The sequence below is a fragment of the uncultured Xylophilus sp. genome (genome assembly GCA_913776965.1).
Classification (GTDB): Bacteria; Pseudomonadota; Gammaproteobacteria; order Burkholderiales; family Burkholderiaceae_C; genus Xylophilus.
Genome location: CAJYQL010000067.1, coordinates 1 through 17,229, shown reverse-complemented (window position 1 = coordinate 17,229; position 17,229 = coordinate 1). Strand labels below are relative to the sequence as shown.

Here is a 17,229-nt window from a genome sequence, read left to right as displayed (position 1 = left end):
AACGTCCAGCGCTGGCCCGTGAAGGCGCCGAACGGGATCATCTGGCCGGTGTTGCTGCGCACCGTCCACTGGTTCACGTCGGCCGGCAGCATGCGGTAGGGCGCGTCGCCCTGCATGTAGACGCGCTTGACGCGCCCCCGGTCGACGTGAACCAGTGGACGGTGCGCAGCAACACCGGCCAGATGATCCCGTTCGGCGCCTTCACGGGCCAGCGCTGGACGTTCGGGCCGCCGCAGCTGCAGCGCTTCAACGGCCAGGCCGCCTTCGAGATGCAGGGCAGCGTGGTGCAGGGCGTCAGCTCGGGCACGGGCATGGCCAAGGTCGACGACATGATGGCCCAGCTGCCCGCGGGCGTGGCGCATTCGTGGACGGGCGCCTCGTTCGAAGAACGGCGCTCGGGCGCGCAGGCGCCGCTGCTCTATGCGATCTCGATCCTGTTCGTCTTCCTGTGCCTGGCGGCGCTCTACGAGAGCTGGTCGGTGCCGTTCTCGGTGATCCTGGTAGTGCCGCTCGGCATCATCGGCGCGGTGCTGCTGACCGGGCTGCGCGGCATGTCCAACGACGTGTATTTCCAGGTCGGACTGCTGACCACCGTCGGCCTGTCGTGCAAGAACGCGATCCTGATCGTCGAATTCGCCAAGCAGCTGCAGGAGCAGGGCAAGGACCTGTTCGACGCCACGCTGGAGGCGGTCCGGCTGCGGCTGCGGCCGATCCTGATGACCTCGCTCGCCTTCGGCTTCGGCGTGCTGCCGCTGGTGGTCGGCAGCGGCGCGGGCGCTGCCGGCCGCCAGGCGATCGGCACCGCGGTGTTCGGCGGCATGGTGACCGCGACGGTGCTCGGCATCTTCTTCGTGCCGGTGTTCTTCACGCTGATCCGCGGCTTCTTCCAGTCGCGCCGCGACCGCGCGGGCGCGCAACCGCGGGAGGCCACGGCATGAGCCGCACCGCACTAACGCCAGGATGCCGCGCCGCACGCCTCGGCCTCCTGACCGGCGCCCTGCTCGCGGCCGGCTGCGGCTCGCTCGCGCCGCCGCACGAACGGCCGATCGCGCCGGTCGCCGCCGCCTGGAAGCCGTCGGCCGCCGTCGCGCGGCCCGACGCGGGCGCGGCCGCTACGGCGGTGCCGGCGCCTGACATCGCCTGGCAGGACTTCTTCCTCGATCCGCGGCTGCGTGAGGTGGTCGGCCGCGCGCTGGCCACCAACCGCGACCTGCGGGTGGCCGCGCTCAACATCGAGCGCGCCCGTGCGCAGTACGGCATCCAGCGCGCCGCCTTGCTGCCGGCGGTCAACGCGACCGGCGGCGCGACCCGGGCCCGCACCGCGGCCGACACCGCAGCCAGCGGCCGCTCGGCCACGCTCAAAACCCTGAGCGCCGGCGTCGGCTTCGCGAACTGGGAAATCGACCTGTTCGGCCGGCTGCAGAACCTGAACGACGCGGCGCTGCAGACCTTCTTCTCGACCGCCGACACCCGGCGCAGCGTGCAGATCGCCCTGGTGGCCGACGTCGCCAACGCCTGGCTCGCGCTCGCCGCCGACCAGCGCCGGCTGCAGCTTGCGCAGGAGACGCTGCGCGTCCAGCAGGCGTCCTACGACCTGACGCGGCAGGCCAAGGAGATCGGCTCCGAATCTGGCCTCACGCTGGCGCAGGCCCGCACCACGGTCGAGTCGGCCCGCACCGACGTCGCCGGCTTCTCGCGCCAGGTGGCGCAGGACCGCAACGCGTTGGAGCTGCTGGTCGGCGCGCCGGTGCCCGATGCGCTGCTGCCGGTCGCGACACCGGAGCCGCCGCCGGCCGCCGCGCTGCTGCTGGCGGTGCCGGCCGGCCTGCCGTCGGACCTGCTGCAGAACCGGCCCGACGTGCTGGCCGCGGAGCACACCCTGCAGGCCGCCGCCGCCAACATCGGCGCGGCCCGTGCGGCCTTCTTCCCGCGCATCACCCTCACCGCCCAGGCCGGCACCGCCAGCCGCGAGCTCGACCGGCTGTTCGCAGGCGGCAACGGCACCTGGAGCTTCGCGCCGCAGATCGTGCTGCCGATCTTCACCGCCGGCGCGCTGCGGGCCAGCCTCGACGTGGCCGAGATCACCCGCGACATCAACGTCGCGCAGTACGAAAAAACGCTGCAGACCGCCTTCCGCGAGGTGGCCGACGCGCTGGATGCCCGCGCCAACCTCGGCGAGCAGCTCGCGGCGCAGGCCGCCCTGCTCGACGCCTCGGCCACCGTGCTGCGGCTGTCGCAGGCGCGCTACCGCACCGGCATCGACAGCTTCCTCGACGTGCTGGTCGCCCAGCGCAGCTACTACGCCGCCAGCCAGACCCTGATCAGCCTGCAGCTGGCCGAGCAGACCAACCGGATCGCGCTGTACAAGGTGATGGGCGGCGGCTGGAATAGCTCGATCAACTCGGCCGGCGCGCCGGGCTGACGCTTTTGTCCCGAAACCGCGCGACCCGCAGCCTCACCGGCAGAACCAGCCACTCCATGCCTTATCGTGGCGCCGCCACGGCGGCACAACCCACAGGACACGACCCGACATGAGCGACTGGAGCGACGGCTACGTCACCGACGTGGATTACACCCACGGCTACTACCCCGACCTGCAGCCCCGCAGGGTGCAGCTGGCGCTGCTGGCCGCGCGGGTGCAGCCACCGGAGATCACCGCCGCCTGCGAACTCGGATTCGGCCAGGGCGTGACGATCAACATCCATGCTGCGGCGGGCGCCGAGCGCTGGTACGGCACCGACTTCAACGCAGCCCAGACCGCCCATGCGCAGGCGATGGCGCGGGCTTCCGGCGCGCCGCTCGCCCTGCGCGACGACGCGTTCGCCCAGTACAGCCAGCGCGACGACCTGCCCGCGTTCGACTTCATCGCCCTGCACGGCATCTGGAGCTGGATCTCCGACGCCACCCGCGATTCGCTGATCGAATTCATCGACCGGCGGCTGAAGCCGGGCGGCGTGCTGTTCGTGAGCTACAACACCCTGCCCGGCTGGTCCGCCTTCGCGGCGATCCGCCACCTGCTGATGGAGCATTCGCTGCGGATGTCCGCGCCCGGCATGTCCAACGTCCACCGGCTCGAAGCGGCGCTCGGCTTCACCGACAAGCTGCTGGCCGCCAAGCCGATGCTCACCGGCGGCAGCCAGCGCATCGCCCAGAGCCTGGACACGATGAGGACTCGCAACCGCCAGTACCTGGCGCACGAGTACCTCAACCGCAACTGGCAGCCGATGTACTTCTCGCAGGTCGCCGAGCAGCTGCAGGCGGTGAAGCTGTCGTTCGTCTGCTCGGCCGACCTGCTGAACCTGACCGACCCGCTGAACCTGACGCCCGAGCAGTCCGCGCTGCTCGCCACCATCCCGGATGCGAACTACCGCGAGACGGTGCGCGACATGATGGTGAACCAGCAGTTTCGCCGCGACTACTGGGTGCGCGGCCCCCGGGCCATTTCCAAGCTCGAGCAGCTGGAAGCGTTCCGCGCGATGCGCTTCGTGCTAGCCAAGGCCAAGGAGCGGGTCACGCTGGCCGTCAAGGGCCTGCAGGGCAGCGCCCAGCTGGAAGAGCACGTCTACCGGCCGCTGATCGACTTCCTGGGCGACTACGAAGCGCGCACCGGCCAGGAGATCGAGACCTTCCTGACCGGCCGCGGCATGCTCGCCGAGGACGTGATGCCGTCGGTCTTCCTGCTGACCGGCTCGGGCTGCTTGGCGCCGGCCGGCACGGCGGAGGACGCGGCGCGGGTGCAGGCGGCCTGCGACGGGCTCAATGCCTTCCTGCACCGCCGCGCGCGCCACAGTGTGGACACCAGCTTCAACGCCAGCCCGGTGCTCGGCGGCGGCCTCCAGGTCGATCGCTTCGAGCAGCTGTTCCTGCTGGCGCGCAGCGAGGGCCTGGCGACGCCGGCCGAATGGGCCGCCTTCACCTGGCGTTTCCTCGATGCGCAGAAGCACAGCGTCCTGAAGGACGGCAAGCCGCTGGACGGCGAGGAGGCCAACCTGCAGGAGCTGCAGCGCCTGGCCGAGAAGTTCGCGGCCGAGGAGCTGCCGCTGCTGATCAAGCTGGGCATCACGACAGCCTGACGCGCTGACCGCCTGACCGCCCGACGGCCGGTCAGCGCGGCGGTTGCAGCACCGCCGGATCGACTGCGGCGGTGCCCAGCGCGGTGCCGACCACCACGCCCCAGGGTGCCAGCCGCTTGCGCATGCACAGCACCGCCCGGTCCTTGCTCAGCAGCTCCGCGCGGTGGGCGACCGCCAGGTCGATGAAGCCCTGGTCGTCCGGGTCCTTGCAGGTGGAGGCGACCTTGGGCGCGGCGGGCACCAGTCGCGCATGCCGGTCGAAGGCGGAGAGCACGTCGGCGGCTGCCAAGCCGTAGAAGGCCAGCCGCGGCACGATCTGCGGATAGGCGAGGACACGCTCCAGTTCCACTCGCATGGCCGCGGTGGCGATCCAGTCGAGCGACCCGTCGGCCAGGCCCGCGCGCAGCGGCGCGGCCGCCGCATCGGCAAACACGAACACGTCGAGCACGATGTTGGTGTCGAGCACCACCACGCGCGGTGCGGCGGCCGCCGCGCCGGCGGTCATGCGGCGGGCGGCTCGGTGCGCGGTCCCCGGGCGGAGCCGGCCACCAGGTCGAAGCGGAACAGCCGGCATTCGATCGGGCCGTTCCACATCGGCACGCGGCGCGATTCCTTCAGCCGCATGCGGCCCGGCAGCTTCAGGTCGGGCGTGAGCATCCAGGCGGTCCAGCCGGCGTAGTGCTTCTTCCAGTGGGCGGCGAGCTGTGGGAAGAAGTCGCCGCCGTCGTCGGTGTGGGCGGTCTCGCGGCCGCCGCCGTCGTAGGCGGCACCCCGCGCATGGCGGTCCTGCTGCGCGACCATCCGCGCCGGCCGGCCGGCGATGCCGGCGGCGGCGATCCGCTCGCCGTACGGCGGGTTGAGCAGCATCACGCCGCGCGGCGCCGGCGGCATGCGCTGCAGCGCGTCGCCGCCGCGGAACTCGACCGCCTCGGCGACGCCGGCGCGCTCGGCATTGCGCTGCGCAAAGTCCACCATCCGGTGCGACACATCGCTGCCGAAAACCCGCACAGCGCCCGTCCGGCGGGCGTCTTCAGCTTCCTTTTTGATAGCAGACCAGACATGCGCCTGGAACGGCAGCAGCTGCTCGAAAGCGAAGCGCCGCTTCAGGCCCGGCGCGATGCGGCAGGCGATCTGCGCCGCCTCGATCGCGACGGTGCCGCTGCCGCAGCAGGGGTCGTAGAGCGGCAGCGACTCGTCGGCGAACGGGTCCCAGCCGCTGGCCGCGATCATCGCGGCGGCGAGGGTCTCCTTCAGCGGCGCGTCGCCGGTGTCCTCGCGCCAGCCGCGCTTGAACAGCGGCTCGCCCGAGGTGTCGATGTAGAAGGTCGCGGTGTCGGTGGTCAGGTGGGCATGCACCCGCACATCGGGCCGCTGGGTGTCCACGTCGGGCCGCACGCCGCCGGCCTTGGCACGGAAGCGGTCGGCCACCGCGTCCTTGATCTTGAGTGCCGCGAAGTTCAGGCTCTGCAGCGGGCTGTGCTGCGCGGTCATCTCGACCTTGAAGGACTGCCGGGTGGTGAACCAGATCTCCCAGGCGATGCCGGACGCCGCGCGGTAGAGGTCCTGTTCGTTGCGGTAGGGCGCCTGCGCGAGCTGCACCAGCACCCGCTGGGCCAGCCGGCTGTGCAGATTGAGCCGCAGCGCGTCGCGCCAGGAGGCACGCACCAGCACGCCGCCGCGCAGGGTCTGCAGGTCCATGCCGACCAGGCCGGTGAGCGCATGCACTTCGTCGGCCAGAAGGCCTTCGACACCGGCGGCGCAGGGAAGGAAGAGGTGGAGTGGATTCATCGGGTCGGCAAGGATACGCGGCCCGGCGGCACCGCGTGCCCGGCCGTCCTGCCTGCCGCCGTCCCGATCAGGCGGCGACCGCCGTCAGCAGCGGCGCCGGCACCACGACCGAGGCCGCCGGTGCCGCCGGCTTCGCGCGGCCCTGCCGCTTCACGAAATCCGGCTGGAAGCAGCGCCGGCTGCCGTCGGCGAACAGGACGGTGACCGACAGGTCGTCCGCTGCGGCCACCGTGCCCTTGCCGTAGCGCTTGACCGTCACCGGCGTGCCGACGGCAAAGCGCTGCGCCGGGCCGGCGTCGGCGATCGCGGCGGCGGACGGCACCGCCGGCACGTCCACCCGGTCGCCGACGGCGATGCCGCCCGCCTTCGCCCCCCGGGCAGACTGGGCGCCCTTCGCGGTCCCGTTCGACGGTTCTTCCGCCGCCACGGTCCACGCCAGCGCCGGCCGGGCGGCGCCGTCGCCGACCGGCGGCGCCACGCCGGCATTCGCACCGGCCAGCGCGGCCATGCGGCGGCAGCTGTCGCAGTGGCCGCATTGGCCGTGCGGCCCGCCTTCGTCCGCATGTCCGAAATAGTCGAGCAGCACCTGCCAGCGGCAACGGCCGGTCTGGGCGTAGAACACCATCTGCTCGAGCGTTTCGGTGTCCTGTTCGCGCTTGGCGCGGTAGTCGTCGAGCAGCGCGTCCAGCGCCCGGTCGTCGAGCGCGGTGCGCTGCACCACCAGCCCGGCCTTTTTGCGCGCCGCCACGATGCGCCGGTTGCGCAGCATGCCGAGCGCCACCTGCACCTTGCTGCGCGGACTCTCCAGCCGCTCCTGCAGCGCTGCGAGGCTCCAGCCCGCCGCCGCTTCGGGTGCCGGCGTCTGCAGGGCGTTGTAGACCGCCTGCAGGTCCTGCAGCGACGGGTAGCGGCCGGAGAGGAAGAACTGCTGCACCGCCCGGTCCTTGCGCAGGAACAGCAGGGTGCATTCGGCCGGCGCCCCGTCGCGGCCGGCGCGGCCCGACTCCTGGTAGTAGGCGTCGAGCCCGGCCGGCATCTGGTAGTGCACGACGAAGCGGATGTCCTGCTTGTCGATGCCCAGGCCGAAGGCGTTGGTCGCGACCACCACGCGCGTTGCGTTCTGCATGAACCGGTCCTGCACCGCCTCGCGCTCGGCCGCGGGCAGCTTGCCGTGGTAGAGCGCCACCGACTCGTCGGCGGCGGCCAGGGCGTCGCGCACTGCCTCGGCGGCGCGGATCGTCGCGGCATAGACCAGGCCCGCGCCCGGTGTCGCCTTCACCAGCGAGACCACGCGGGCGAGCTTGTCCTTCTCGTGGGCGAGCGTCTCGACCCGGTAGTCGAGGTTGGGCCGGTAGGTGCCGGTGTCCACCACGCCGTCGGCGGCGATGCCGAGCTGCTTGCGGATGTCGCGCGCCACCGGTCCCGCGGCGGTGGCGGTCAGGGCCAGCAGCGCGGGCTTGCCGAGCCGTTTCCAGGCCGGTCCGATCTCGAGGAACGCCGGCCGGAAGTCGTGGCCCCACTGCGAGACGCAATGCGCCTCGTCCACCACCAGCAGGCTGGTCGGATGGCGCAGCAGCAGATCGACGAAGGATGCGTTCGACAGCCGCTCCGGCGTGCACAGCACCACCTTGGCCGAGCCGTCGCCGATCGCCGCTTCCGCCGCCTGCAGCGCCGCGGCGTCGAGCGAGCCGTGCACCTGCACCGTGGCGATGCCGCGCTCGGTGAGCGCGTCGTGCTGGTCCTGCATCAGCGCGAGCAGCGGCGACACCACCACCGTGCGGCCCGGCAGCAGCGTGGCCGGCAGCTGGTAGCAGAGCGACTTGCCCGCACCGGTCGGCATGACGGCGAGCGTCGGCAGGCCCTGCAGCACCCGATGGATCACGCCGCGCTGGCCGGGCCGCAGGGCATCGAGGCCGAAGACGCTGCGCAGCTGGCGGTCGATGGCCGCGTCGTCCACCGGCGTGCGGTCGGCCTCCGGCAGGGCGGTGGCGGAACGGTCTGCGGAGGAAGCGGCGGCGGCGGTGGCGGCAGGCATTGGCGGAGGGGCACAGGGCCTTAGAGAGCGACAAGGCATCCATCCTCGCAGCCGCCGCCGGGCGCGCCCCGTCAGCAGGGGCAACAGCCGTCTGTCGGCGGACAACGCCCCGCGGCCATGCGCGCGCCGGGCAATTTCAAAGGCCTGCAAGCCTCCAGCGCCCGTCCCGCCTGCGCGAGCAGCTATCGTTTCAGGAGCAACCGCCGGGTCAGTCCAGCAGCCGCACCTTCACGCTGCGCCCCTTGACCTTGCCGGCCGCGAGCCGCCGCGCCGCCTCGCGTGCGATGCCGCGTGCCACCGCCACGTAGGTCGAGAAATCGTTGACGTTGATCTTGCCGACCTGCTCGCGGGTGAAGCCGCAGTCGCCGGTCAAGGCGCCCAGCAGGTCGCCGGCCCGGATCTTCTCCTTGCGGCCGCCGGCGATCTGCAGCGTCGCCATCGGCGGCACCAGCGGCGGGCCGCCGGCGGGCGTCAGTTCGTCGAGCGGATGCCAGTCCGACGGCCGGCCCTGCAGTTGCTCGATGCGGCCGACCGCACCCATCTCGTCGAGGCTCGCCAGGTTCAGCGCGAGCCCCTCGCCGCCCTCCTGACCGATCCGGCCGACGCGGCCGACGCGATGCACATGCACTTCCGCATCGGGCGTGGTGTCGACGTTGATCACCGCCTCCAACTGCGCGATGTCGAGGCCGCGCGCGGCCACGTCGGTCGCCACCAGCACCGAGCAGCTGCGGTTGGCGAACTGCACCAGCACCTGGTCGCGCTCGCGCTGCTCCAGCTCGCCGTAGAGCGCCAGCGCATGGAAGCCCTGCGCCTGCAGCACCGCCACCAGGTCGCGGCACTGCTGCTTGGTGTTGCAGAAGGCGAGCGTGCTCTGCGGCCGGAAATGGTCGAGCAGGCGCGAGACGGTGTGCAGCCGCTCGCCTTCCGCCACTTCGTACCAGCGCTGGCGGATCGCGGTGCCGGTGTGGCGCGCCTCGACCGTGATGCGCTGCGGCGTGCGCATGAAGCGGGCGGCCAGCTGGGCGATGCCTTCCGGATAGGTGGCGGAGAACAGCAGCGTCTGGCGGTTGGCGGGGCACTGCTTCACGACGGTCGTGATGTCGTCGAGGAAGCCCATGTCGAGCATCCGGTCGGCCTCGTCGAGCACCAGCGTATTGAGCGCCTGCACGTCGAGCGTGCCGCGCTCCAGGTGGTCGAGGATGCGGCCGGGCGTGCCGACGGCGATGTGCGCGCCGTGCTCCAGGCTCGCCGCCTGACCGCGCATCGGCACGCCGCCGCAGAGCGTGACGACCTTGACGTTGTCCTCGGCGCGGGCGAGCCGGCGGATCTCGGTGGTGACCTGGTCGGCCAGCTCGCGGGTCGGACAAAGCACCAGCGCCTGCACCGCGAAGCGACGCGGATTCAGGTTGGCGAGCAGCGCCAGGCCGAAGGCGGCGGTCTTGCCGCTGCCGGTCTTGGCCTGGGCGATCATGTCCTGGCCGAGCAACGCCGGCGGCAGGCTGGCCGCCTGGATCGCCGTCATGGCGGTGTAGCCGAGCGACTCCAGGTTGGCGAGCGTGGCGGGCGACAGCGGCAGCGTGGAGAACGCGGACGCCGCTGGAGCGGCTGCCGCCGTGGGCGCGGCGGACGATGCGGGCGACGGCGTGGAGGACGGCGAAGGAGACGGCGTGGAAGCAGCGGAAGTCATCGCCCATTATCCCGGCCCGTCCCCCGCGGACCGCCGGAAGCGGCCGCGCCGCGCGACACTAGGCACCCCACCTCACCCACCCACCCCACGCCGAACGGAACGCCCATGGCCCGCTACGACCACGACCTCTTCATCCTCGGTGCCGGCAGCGGCGGCGTGCGCGCGGCCCGGCTCGCGGCCCAGCGCGGCGTGCGGGTGGCGGTGGCCGAGGCGGCGGCCCTCGGCGGCACCTGCGTGAACGCCGGCTGCATACCGAAGAAGCTCTACAGCTACGCCGCCGGCTATGCCGAGGCGTTCCGCGAATCGGCCGGCTACGGCTGGCGTGGCGCGGCGCCGACGCTCGACTGGGAGGCGCTGAAGGCTGCACGGGCGCAGGAAATCGCGCGCCTCAACGGCGTCTACCGCCAGCTGCTGTCGGCCGCCGGCGCCACGCTGATCGAAGGCTGGGGCCGGCTGGAGGATGCGCACACGGTGGTGGTGAACGGCAAGCGCCACACCGCCGAGCGCATCGTCGTCGCGACCGGCGGCGCGCCACACGTGCCGAAGGTGCCGGGCTGCGACCTGGCGGTGACCTCCGAGCGCATGTTCGACCTGCCCGCCTTTCCGCGCCGCCTGACGGTGATCGGCGGCGGCTACATCGCCTGCGAGTTCGCCTCGATCTTCCACGGCCTGGGCGCCGAGGTGACGATCATGCAGCGCGGCGGTGCGTTGCTCACGTCCTTCGACGGCGAGGTGCGCAGCTTCATCGCCTCCGAGATGGGCCGCGCCGGCATCGACATCCGGCTCAACTGCACGGTCGAGGCGATCAGCCGCAAGGACGACGGCACCTTCTGCGTCGCCACCGCGATGGGCGCGCAGTGCGATGCCGACGTGGTGCTCTACGCCACCGGCCGGGTCCCGAACACCCGCGACCTGGGCCTGGAATCCGCGGGCGTCGCACTCGACGAGCGCGGCGCGGTGGTGGTGGACCGGCACTACTGCAGCAACTTGCCGTCGGTCTACGCGATCGGCGATGTCTCGACGTCGCTGCAGCTCACGCCGGTGGCCCTTGCCGAGGCCACGGTGCTGGTGGAGACGCTCTACGGCGACGGCCGCCGCCCGGTGAACTACGCGCTGGCGCCGACGGCGGTGTTCACTCATCCGAACATCGGCACCGTCGGTTTGACCGAAGAGGCGGCGCGGCGCAAGTTCAAGGACGACGTGGCGGTGTTCCGCGCCGACTTCCGGGCGCTGCGCCACACGCTGTCGGGCCGCGAGGAACGCACCTTCGTCAAACTGGTCGTGCATAAAAAAACCGACCGGGTGGTCGGTTTGCACATGGTCGGTCCGGAGGCCGGAGAGGTGGTGCAGGGTTTCGCCGTGGCCCTGCAGGCGGGTGCGAAGAAGGCCGACTTCGACGCCACCCTGGGTATCCACCCCACGGTGGCCGAGGAATTCGTCACGCTCCGCACGCCGGTGGCACCCGGCGAATGAGGCAGAGCGCGCCGCCCGGTATCAGTTGAACAGCTGCGGCAGAAAGTCCGGATCGGAGCTGCTGACCAAATCGCGCCACAGCGGGAAGTTGGCTTCGTCGAGTTCCTTGTCGAAGGCGGCCGTGGCGGCACCCTTGCGGGCCGGCGGCAATTCGTCGAGCGGCTGGATGCGGCGCAGCTTGAGGTTGCGCAGCGCGTCGGAATGCTCCATGGCCTTCAGGACGGAGGCGGGGTCCATCATCAGGGCAAACGGGTTGGTGACGTCGACGGTGGTGGTCATGGCAGCAGTCCTTCTTGGGTGGGAGCCGGGCGAGAACATTGGATGTAAGCGATGTACGCAGATGCGTTGGAAATGACTGTAGATAGCGGCATCCGGGCACCGCGTCGGGTCGGCGCCCGGCACCGTGTAGGACTTTTCCGCCTGTTACACGTTGCACAATCGGACGCATGCAGCACCTGCCCGCCCCCATTGCTCCCCTGCGTTTCACCGCCCCCGATGCCGCCCTCGCCCAGGTCCGCGCCATCTACGACGCGAGCCTCGCGCATCTGCGCGGCGCGATGCAGCGCTTCGTCGCGGGCGAGGACCTGCAGGGCCACGTCCGGGCCTGTTATCCCTATGTGCGGGTCCACACCGAGACGGTGTCGCGCGCGGATTCGCCGCTCGCCTACGGCTTCGTCGAAGGCCCCGGCGATTTCGAGACCACGCTGACCCGCCCCGACCTGTTCGCACGCTATTACCGCGAACAGTTCCGGCTGCTGCACCACAGCCACGGCGTGGAGCTGGAAGTCGGCGTGAGCACCCAGCCGATCCCGCTGCACTTCTCCTTCATCGAGAACGACCACCTCGAAGGCCACCTGACGGCCGAGCGCCGCATGCGGATGCGCGACGTGTTCGACCTGCCCGACCTGGCGGCGATGGACGACGGCATCGCCAACGGCACGCGCCGTGCCCAGCCGGGCGAGCCGCAGCCGCTCGCGCTCTTCACCGCGCCGCGGGTCGACTATTCGCTGCACCGGCTGCGCCACTACACCGGCACCGCGCCGGAGTGGTTCCAGAACTTCGTGCTGTTCACCAACTACCAGTTCTACATCGACGAATTCGTGCGGCTCGGCCATGCCGAGATGGCGAACCCCGACAGCGAATACATCGCCTTCATCGAACCCGGCAACGTGGTCACCCGACGCACCGGCCTGGCCGTGGAGACCGGCGACGAGCTGGGCGTGCCGCCGCCGCGGCTGCCGCAGATGCCCGCCTACCACCTGGTGCGCGCGGACCGCAGCGGCACGACGATGGTGAACATCGGCGTCGGCCCGTCCAACGCCAAGACGATCACCGACCACATCGCCGTGCTGCGGCCGCACGCCTGGATGATGCTCGGCCACTGCGCTGGCCTGCGCAACAGCCAGCAGCTCGGCGATTACGTGCTGGCCCACGGCTACGTGCGCGAGGACCATGTGCTCGACGAGGAACTGCCGCTATGGGTGCCGATCCCGGCGCTGGCCGAGATCCAGCTGGCGCTGGAAAAGGCGGTGGCCGAGGTCACCGGCCTGGAAGGCGCGGCGCTGAAGCGGGTGATGCGCACCGGCACCGTCGCCAGCACCGACAACCGCAACTGGGAACTGCTGCCGGAGAACGAGCCGCAGCGTCGCTTCAGCCAGAGCCGCGCAGTGGCGCTCGACATGGAGAGCGCCACCATCGCCGCCAACGGCTTCCGCTTCCGGGTGCCTTACGGCACGCTGCTGTGCGTGTCCGACAAGCCGCTGCACGGCGAGATCAAGCTGCCGGGCATGGCCAACCACTTCTACCGCGAGCGGGTCGACCAGCACCTGCGCATCGGCATGCGCACCGTGGAGATCCTGCGCAGCGGCGGCGTGGACCGGCTGCACAGCCGCAAGCTGCGGAGCTTTGCGGAGGTGGCGTTCCAGTAGGGCCGTCCGGACCGGCCGCGTCCCTGCCGGCGCGCGCGTCGCCGCCGGGCGAGCCCGGCAGGCGTCCGGGACGCATCGTCGAAGGCGCTGGGAACGCTCGCGGTTGCCACCCCCGGCCCGCCTGCAAGGCCGAACTCACATTTCCATAGCACCTTGCGCAGACTGGGCCTGCGCACAAGCCGCTTTTCCGCTTCAAACCGCTCGCGGCGTCACCTTGCTCGCCGCCTGCTGCGCCTTGGTGCGCGCAGCCTCGACGTTCTCGGCATGGGCCAGCGCCACGCCCATGCGGCGCTTGACGAAGCTCTCGGGCTTGCCGAAGAGGCGGATGTCCACGCCCGGCACGCCGAGCGCCTCGGCCACGCCGTCGAAGACGATGCCCTTCGCATCCACCCCGCCGTAGATCACAGCGCTGGCGCCGGGGCTCTTGAGCGTGGTGTCCACCGGCAGGCCGAGGATCGCGCGGGCGTGCAGCTCGAACTCGTTCTGCCACTGGGTCGCGAGCGTCACCAGGCCGGTGTCGTGCGGCCGCGGGCTGACCTCGCTGAACCAGACTCGATCGCCCTTCACGAACAGCTCCACGCCGAACAACCCGAGGCCCGGCGCGCCGCCCTCGGGTGCGGCGCCGAGGTTGCCGGTCACCGCCAGGGCGATGTCCTTGGCCTTCTGCAGCGCCGCCGGCGGCATCGGATGCGGCTGCCAGCTCTCGACATAGTCGCCGGCCACCTGCACATGGCCGATCGGCTCGCAGAACGCGGTGCGCACCTCGCCGTCGGAGGCGAGCGAGCGCACGGTCAGCAGCGTGATCTCGTAGTCGAAATCGATGAAGCCCTCGACGATCACCCGGCCGTGGCTGACCCGGCCGCCGGCCATCGCGTAGTCCCAGGCCTTCTGCACGTCGTCCGGTCCGTCGATCTTGCTCTGGCCCTTGCCGGAACTGCTCATCACCGGCTTGACGATGCACGGATAGCCGATGCCACCGTCGATCGCGGCCTGCAGTTCCTCGCGCGAATCGCAGAACTGGTAGGGGCTGGTCGGCACCCGCAGCTGCTCGGCGGCAAGCCGGCGTATGCCCTCACGGTCCATCGTGAGCCGCGCCGCGCGGGCGGTCGGGATGACGCGCACCGTGCCGGCGGCTTCCAGCTCCTGCAGCATCGGCGTGGCGATCGCTTCGATCTCCGGCACCACCAGGTGCGGCCGCTCGGCCTCGATCAGCGCCTTCAGCTGTGCCGGGTCGCTCATCGCGATGGTGCGGGCGTGGTGCGCCACCTGCTGGCCCGGGGCGTTCTCGTAGCGGTCCACCGCGATGGTTTCCACGCCGAGCCGCTGCAGCGCGATCAGCACCTCCTTGCCGAGTTCGCCGGCGCCGAGCAGCATCACGCGCGTCGCGTTCGGGGACAGGGGAGTGCCGAGGGTGGTCATGCGGGAGCCTCCGGGGAAAAGCGGTCGTGGACGAAGCGGGCACTGTAATCGAGCCCTGCGGCGCGGCGTAACCTTGTGGAGTGCGGGCGCCGCACTGAACAACCCCGACCGGCAGGTGTCGCCGCGCATGCCATCATCCGCGCTTCATTGCACGCTCCCCCGCCTTCCCGCCGCCGATCCATGGACCTCCCGCTTGCGCCACCGCCCGCGACGCCGGCCCTCCGCGTCGTGGCCTGCACCACGCCGCAGGCGCTGGACGCCCTCGGCGAGGACTGGCGCGCGCTGGAAATCGCGGCAGGCGACGCCCTCCTGCCATTCCAGACGCACGCCTGGCTCCGCGCCTGGTGGAGCACCTTCGCCCGCCACACGCCGACCCGCCGCGACACGCTGCGCATCCTCGCCTTCTACGACAACCACCGGCTGGTGGCCGTGCTGCCCCTGTTCGAGACGGCCGTCGGCATCGGCCCCTGGCCGCTGCTGCGCTGCCTGCGCCCGCTCGGCGCCGACGCCAACCTCACCGAGCTGCGGACCCCGCTGGCGCTGCCCGGCTACCTGCCGGCGGTGCTGGAGCACGCACTCGCCGCCCCGCCGCGCGGCGGCACCGCACCCTGGGTGCTGCAGCTGGTCGGCCCGGCCGCGGCGCTCGAAGCCGCGGCGCGGCACCACCGCAGCCGGCTACAGGCCGGCGCCGGCCGGCCGATCCGCAACTACCTGCTGCCGCTGGCCGCGGACTGGGACACCTTCCGCAGCGGGCTCAAGCGCAACATCAAGGAATCGCTGCGGCACTGCTACAACGCGCTGCGCCGCGCCGACCTGTCGCACGAACTGGTGGTGATCGACGAACCGGCCGCGCTGCGCAACCACCTGCCCGACTTCTACCGGCTGCACGGCCTGCGGGCGGCGATGGCCGCGTCGTCGGTCGTGCACCCCGACTACTTCGCGGTGCCGCGCCACCGGGCCTTCCTGGAAGCGGCGATCGACGGCCTGCAGACGGGCGGCCGGCGCGACGTGCTGCTGCTAGGGCTGCGCGTCGGCGGCGCGCTGGTCGCCTGGCGCCTAGCCTTCCGCTGCGGCCGCGGCCTGTACCTCTACTACTCCGGCTACGATCCGGCCTATGCGCGCTTCAGCGTGATGACCACCCTGCTCGCCGAGACGCTGCGCTGGTGCATCGGCCAGGGCATGACCGCCGTGAACCTGTCGATCGGCACCGACGTGTCGAAGACCCGCTGGGGACCGGCCGAAGTGCTCTACCAGGAAACCAGCTTCGTCCCCACCACCCGGCTGGGCGGCCTGTCGCGCCGGCTGCTGCGCGTGCGCCGCGGCACGGCCGCCCCGCGCAGCGCGGCCGCCTAGCCGCGGCGACAATGCCCGGATGCCCGCACCCCTGCTCCAGGCCACCGGCCTGACCAAGCGCTACGGCGACACCACCGTCGTGGACCGGCTTTCGCTCGCGATCGCTCCGGGCGAATGCCTCGGCGTGATCGGCCCGAACGGCGCCGGCAAGACCACCACGATCCGCATGCTGCTCGGGCTGGTCGCGCCCGACGCGGGCCGCATCGCCTGCTTCGCCTCCGGCGAAGACGGCGCCGGCGCACTGCTGATGCCGCAGGACACCCGCGCGATCAAGGCCCGGCTCGGCGTGGTGAGCCAGTTCGACACGCTCGACCCGGACTTCACCTGCGCCGAGAACCTGATGGTCTATGGCCGCTATTTCGGGCTGTCCCGCGCCCACATGCGCCAACGCATCCCGCAGCTGCTCGACTTCGCCGCGCTGCAGCACAAGGCCGATGCGAAGCCCGGCGAACTCTCCGGCGGCATGAAGCGCCGGCTGTCGCTGGCGCGTGCGCTGGTCGCCGACCCGGACCTGCTGCTGCTTGACGAACCCACCACCGGCCTCGACCCGCAGGCCCGCCACCTGATGTGGGAACGGTTGCAGGCGCTGCTGCAGCAGGGCAAGGCGATCCTGCTCACCACCCACTTCATGGACGAGGCCGAGCGCCTGTGCTCGCGGCTGCTGGTGCTCGACCACGGCCGCGGCATCGCCGAAGGGGCACCCCGCGCGCTGATCCGCGAGCACCTGGAGCCCGACGTGGTCGAGGTCTACGGCCCGGGCGCCGTTGCGCTGGCCGATGCGCCGGAACTGCGCGCGCTGGCCGCCCGCACCGAGGTCAGCGGCGAGACGGTCTTCTTCTACACCCCGCGCGCGCAGGCGCTGCTGGCCGCGCTGCAGCAGCATCCGCAGCAGCGCACATTGCACCGCCCGGCGAACCTGGAAGACTTGTTCCTGAAACTCACCGGCCGCCAGATCCGCGAGGACGGCTAGATCCATGGCACTCCCCCAGGCTTACCCACTGCGTAGGACCGCCCACCCCCTCGCCGGGGGCAGTACCAGCGGTCCGGCAAAGCCGGCCCCGCGGTACTCCTGAAATAGAAAGACGTCGCTGCCCATGCCTGACATCCTTTCAGCTTCCGATGCCCGCGTGGCGACACCCTCGATCTGGCGTGCGCCGCAGCTCACGCGGCGCTGGTGGCCGGTGTTCCTGCGCAATTTCCTGGTCTGGAAAAAGCTCGCGCTGCCGAGCCTGATCGGCAACATCGCCGAGCCGCTGATCTGGCTGGTCGCCTTCGGCTACGGCATGGGCGCGCTGGTCGGCCAGGTGAACGTGCAGGGCACGCCGGTGCCCTACATCCTGTTCCTCGCGAGCGGCTCGATCTGCATGAGCGCGATGCAGGCGGCGTCGTTCGAGGCGCTGTATTCGGCCTTCTCGCGCATGCAGGTGCAGCGCACCTGGGACGGCATCCTCAACGCGCCGGTCGGGCTCGACG

General features: G+C 71.4%; 12 protein-coding genes and 2 pseudogenes. 8 read left to right on the top strand and 6 right to left on the bottom strand.

All coding sequences use genetic code 11. The features are described from left to right. Positions 1-137: 137 nt before the first annotated feature. From QZ500_RS10515 to QZ500_RS10505, 3 genes and pseudogenes are all read left to right on the top strand, one after another. Positions 138-938, top strand: a pseudogene (locus QZ500_RS10515) (efflux RND transporter permease subunit); the annotation flags it as partial. Next, positions 935-2,422 carry an efflux transporter outer membrane subunit gene (locus tag QZ500_RS10510; RefSeq protein ID WP_295854845.1) on the top strand — a complete coding sequence of 496 codons (1,488 nt, stop codon included), beginning with the start codon at positions 935-937 and terminating at the stop codon, positions 2,420-2,422. The pseudogene QZ500_RS10515 and the gene QZ500_RS10510, both read left to right, overlap by 4 nt. A 109-nt stretch (positions 2,423-2,531) precedes the next feature. After that, on the top strand, positions 2,532-4,073 hold the full coding sequence (locus QZ500_RS10505) for a class I SAM-dependent methyltransferase (protein WP_295854843.1): 1,542 nt from the start codon (positions 2,532-2,534) through the stop codon (positions 4,071-4,073). Between the two features lie 31 nt (positions 4,074-4,104). Here the strand turns inward: QZ500_RS10505 and QZ500_RS10500 are convergent, their stop codons facing one another. From QZ500_RS10500 to dbpA, 4 genes are all read right to left on the bottom strand, one after another. Further along, positions 4,105-4,578, bottom strand: a complete 474-nt coding sequence (locus QZ500_RS10500) for a putative toxin-antitoxin system toxin component, PIN family (RefSeq protein WP_295854840.1) — start codon at positions 4,576-4,578, stop codon at positions 4,105-4,107. Beyond that, positions 4,575-5,861: a THUMP domain-containing protein gene (locus tag QZ500_RS10495; RefSeq protein ID WP_295854837.1), complete on the bottom strand. Its 1,287-nt coding sequence runs from the start codon at positions 5,859-5,861 to the stop codon at positions 4,575-4,577. The genes QZ500_RS10500 and QZ500_RS10495 overlap by 4 nt, the downstream gene beginning before the upstream one ends. 67 nt (positions 5,862-5,928) lie before the next feature. Next, a complete protein-coding gene (locus QZ500_RS10490) occupies positions 5,929-7,896 on the bottom strand; it encodes an ATP-dependent DNA helicase RecQ (protein ID WP_295854835.1) in 1,968 nt (655 codons plus the stop codon). Positions 7,897-8,104: 208 nt separating this feature from the next. Further along, the gene (dbpA, locus tag QZ500_RS10485) at positions 8,105-9,583 is read right to left on the bottom strand and encodes an ATP-dependent RNA helicase DbpA (protein ID WP_295854832.1); all 1,479 of its coding nucleotides are present in this window, start codon (positions 9,581-9,583) and stop codon (positions 8,105-8,107) included. A gap of 105 nt (positions 9,584-9,688) precedes the next feature. On the opposite strand from dbpA, the gene gorA reads away from it, so the two are divergent. Beyond that, the gene (gene gorA / locus QZ500_RS10480; protein WP_295854829.1) at positions 9,689-11,056 is read left to right on the top strand and encodes a glutathione-disulfide reductase; all 1,368 of its coding nucleotides are present in this window, start codon (positions 9,689-9,691) and stop codon (positions 11,054-11,056) included. Positions 11,057-11,077: 21 nt separating this feature from the next. On the opposite strand, the gene QZ500_RS10475 is transcribed toward gorA, so the two are convergent. Further along, on the bottom strand, positions 11,078-11,335 hold the full coding sequence (locus QZ500_RS10475) for a hypothetical protein (protein ID WP_295854826.1): 258 nt from the start codon (positions 11,333-11,335) through the stop codon (positions 11,078-11,080). A 167-nt stretch (positions 11,336-11,502) separates the two neighbouring features. Between QZ500_RS10475 and QZ500_RS10470 the strand changes: the two genes are divergently transcribed. After that, complete coding sequence (locus tag QZ500_RS10470) at positions 11,503-12,984, top strand: AMP nucleosidase (RefSeq protein WP_295854823.1); 1,482 nt, start codon at positions 11,503-11,505, stop codon at positions 12,982-12,984. A gap of 192 nt (positions 12,985-13,176) precedes the next feature. Here QZ500_RS10470 and purT read toward each other — a convergent pair whose 3' ends face one another. Beyond that, complete coding sequence (purT, locus tag QZ500_RS10465; RefSeq protein WP_295854821.1) at positions 13,177-14,403, bottom strand: formate-dependent phosphoribosylglycinamide formyltransferase; 1,227 nt, start codon at positions 14,401-14,403, stop codon at positions 13,177-13,179. A gap of 180 nt (positions 14,404-14,583) precedes the next feature. Here purT and QZ500_RS10460 point away from each other — a divergent pair, with 180 nt between their 5' ends. From QZ500_RS10460 to QZ500_RS10450, 3 genes and pseudogenes are all read left to right on the top strand, one after another. After that, positions 14,584-15,756 carry a GNAT family N-acetyltransferase gene (locus QZ500_RS10460; protein WP_295854819.1) on the top strand — a complete coding sequence of 391 codons (1,173 nt, stop codon included), beginning with the start codon at positions 14,584-14,586 and terminating at the stop codon, positions 15,754-15,756. A gap of 19 nt (positions 15,757-15,775) precedes the next feature. After that, a complete protein-coding gene (locus tag QZ500_RS10455; RefSeq protein ID WP_295854816.1) occupies positions 15,776-16,726 on the top strand; it encodes an ATP-binding cassette domain-containing protein in 951 nt (316 codons plus the stop codon). A 124-nt stretch (positions 16,727-16,850) separates the two neighbouring features. After that, positions 16,851-17,229, top strand: a pseudogene (locus tag QZ500_RS10450) (nodulation protein NodJ); the annotation flags it as partial.

What these genes read in the sequence shown, in the direction of transcription:
- QZ500_RS10510 (WP_295854845.1), top strand. Translation starts at nt 935, where the DNA reads ATGAGCCGCACCGCACTAACGCCAGGATGCCGCGCCGCACGCCTCGGC.
- QZ500_RS10505 (WP_295854843.1), top strand. Translation starts at nt 2,532, where the DNA reads ATGAGCGACTGGAGCGACGGCTACGTCACCGACGTGGATTACACCCAC.
- QZ500_RS10500 (WP_295854840.1), bottom strand. Translation starts at nt 4,578, where the DNA reads ATGACCGCCGGCGCGGCGGCCGCCGCACCGCGCGTGGTGGTGCTCGAC.
- QZ500_RS10495 (WP_295854837.1), bottom strand. Translation starts at nt 5,861, where the DNA reads ATGAATCCACTCCACCTCTTCCTTCCCTGCGCCGCCGGTGTCGAAGGC.
- QZ500_RS10490 (WP_295854835.1), bottom strand. Translation starts at nt 7,896, where the DNA reads ATGCCTGCCGCCACCGCCGCCGCCGCTTCCTCCGCAGACCGTTCCGCC.
- dbpA (WP_295854832.1), bottom strand. Translation starts at nt 9,583, where the DNA reads ATGACTTCCGCTGCTTCCACGCCGTCTCCTTCGCCGTCCTCCACGCCG.
- gorA (WP_295854829.1), top strand. Translation starts at nt 9,689, where the DNA reads ATGGCCCGCTACGACCACGACCTCTTCATCCTCGGTGCCGGCAGCGGC.
- QZ500_RS10475 (WP_295854826.1), bottom strand. Translation starts at nt 11,335, where the DNA reads ATGACCACCACCGTCGACGTCACCAACCCGTTTGCCCTGATGATGGAC.
- QZ500_RS10470 (WP_295854823.1), top strand. Translation starts at nt 11,503, where the DNA reads ATGCAGCACCTGCCCGCCCCCATTGCTCCCCTGCGTTTCACCGCCCCC.
- purT (WP_295854821.1), bottom strand. Translation starts at nt 14,403, where the DNA reads ATGACCACCCTCGGCACTCCCCTGTCCCCGAACGCGACGCGCGTGATG.
- QZ500_RS10460 (WP_295854819.1), top strand. Translation starts at nt 14,584, where the DNA reads ATGGACCTCCCGCTTGCGCCACCGCCCGCGACGCCGGCCCTCCGCGTC.
- QZ500_RS10455 (WP_295854816.1), top strand. Translation starts at nt 15,776, where the DNA reads ATGCCCGCACCCCTGCTCCAGGCCACCGGCCTGACCAAGCGCTACGGC.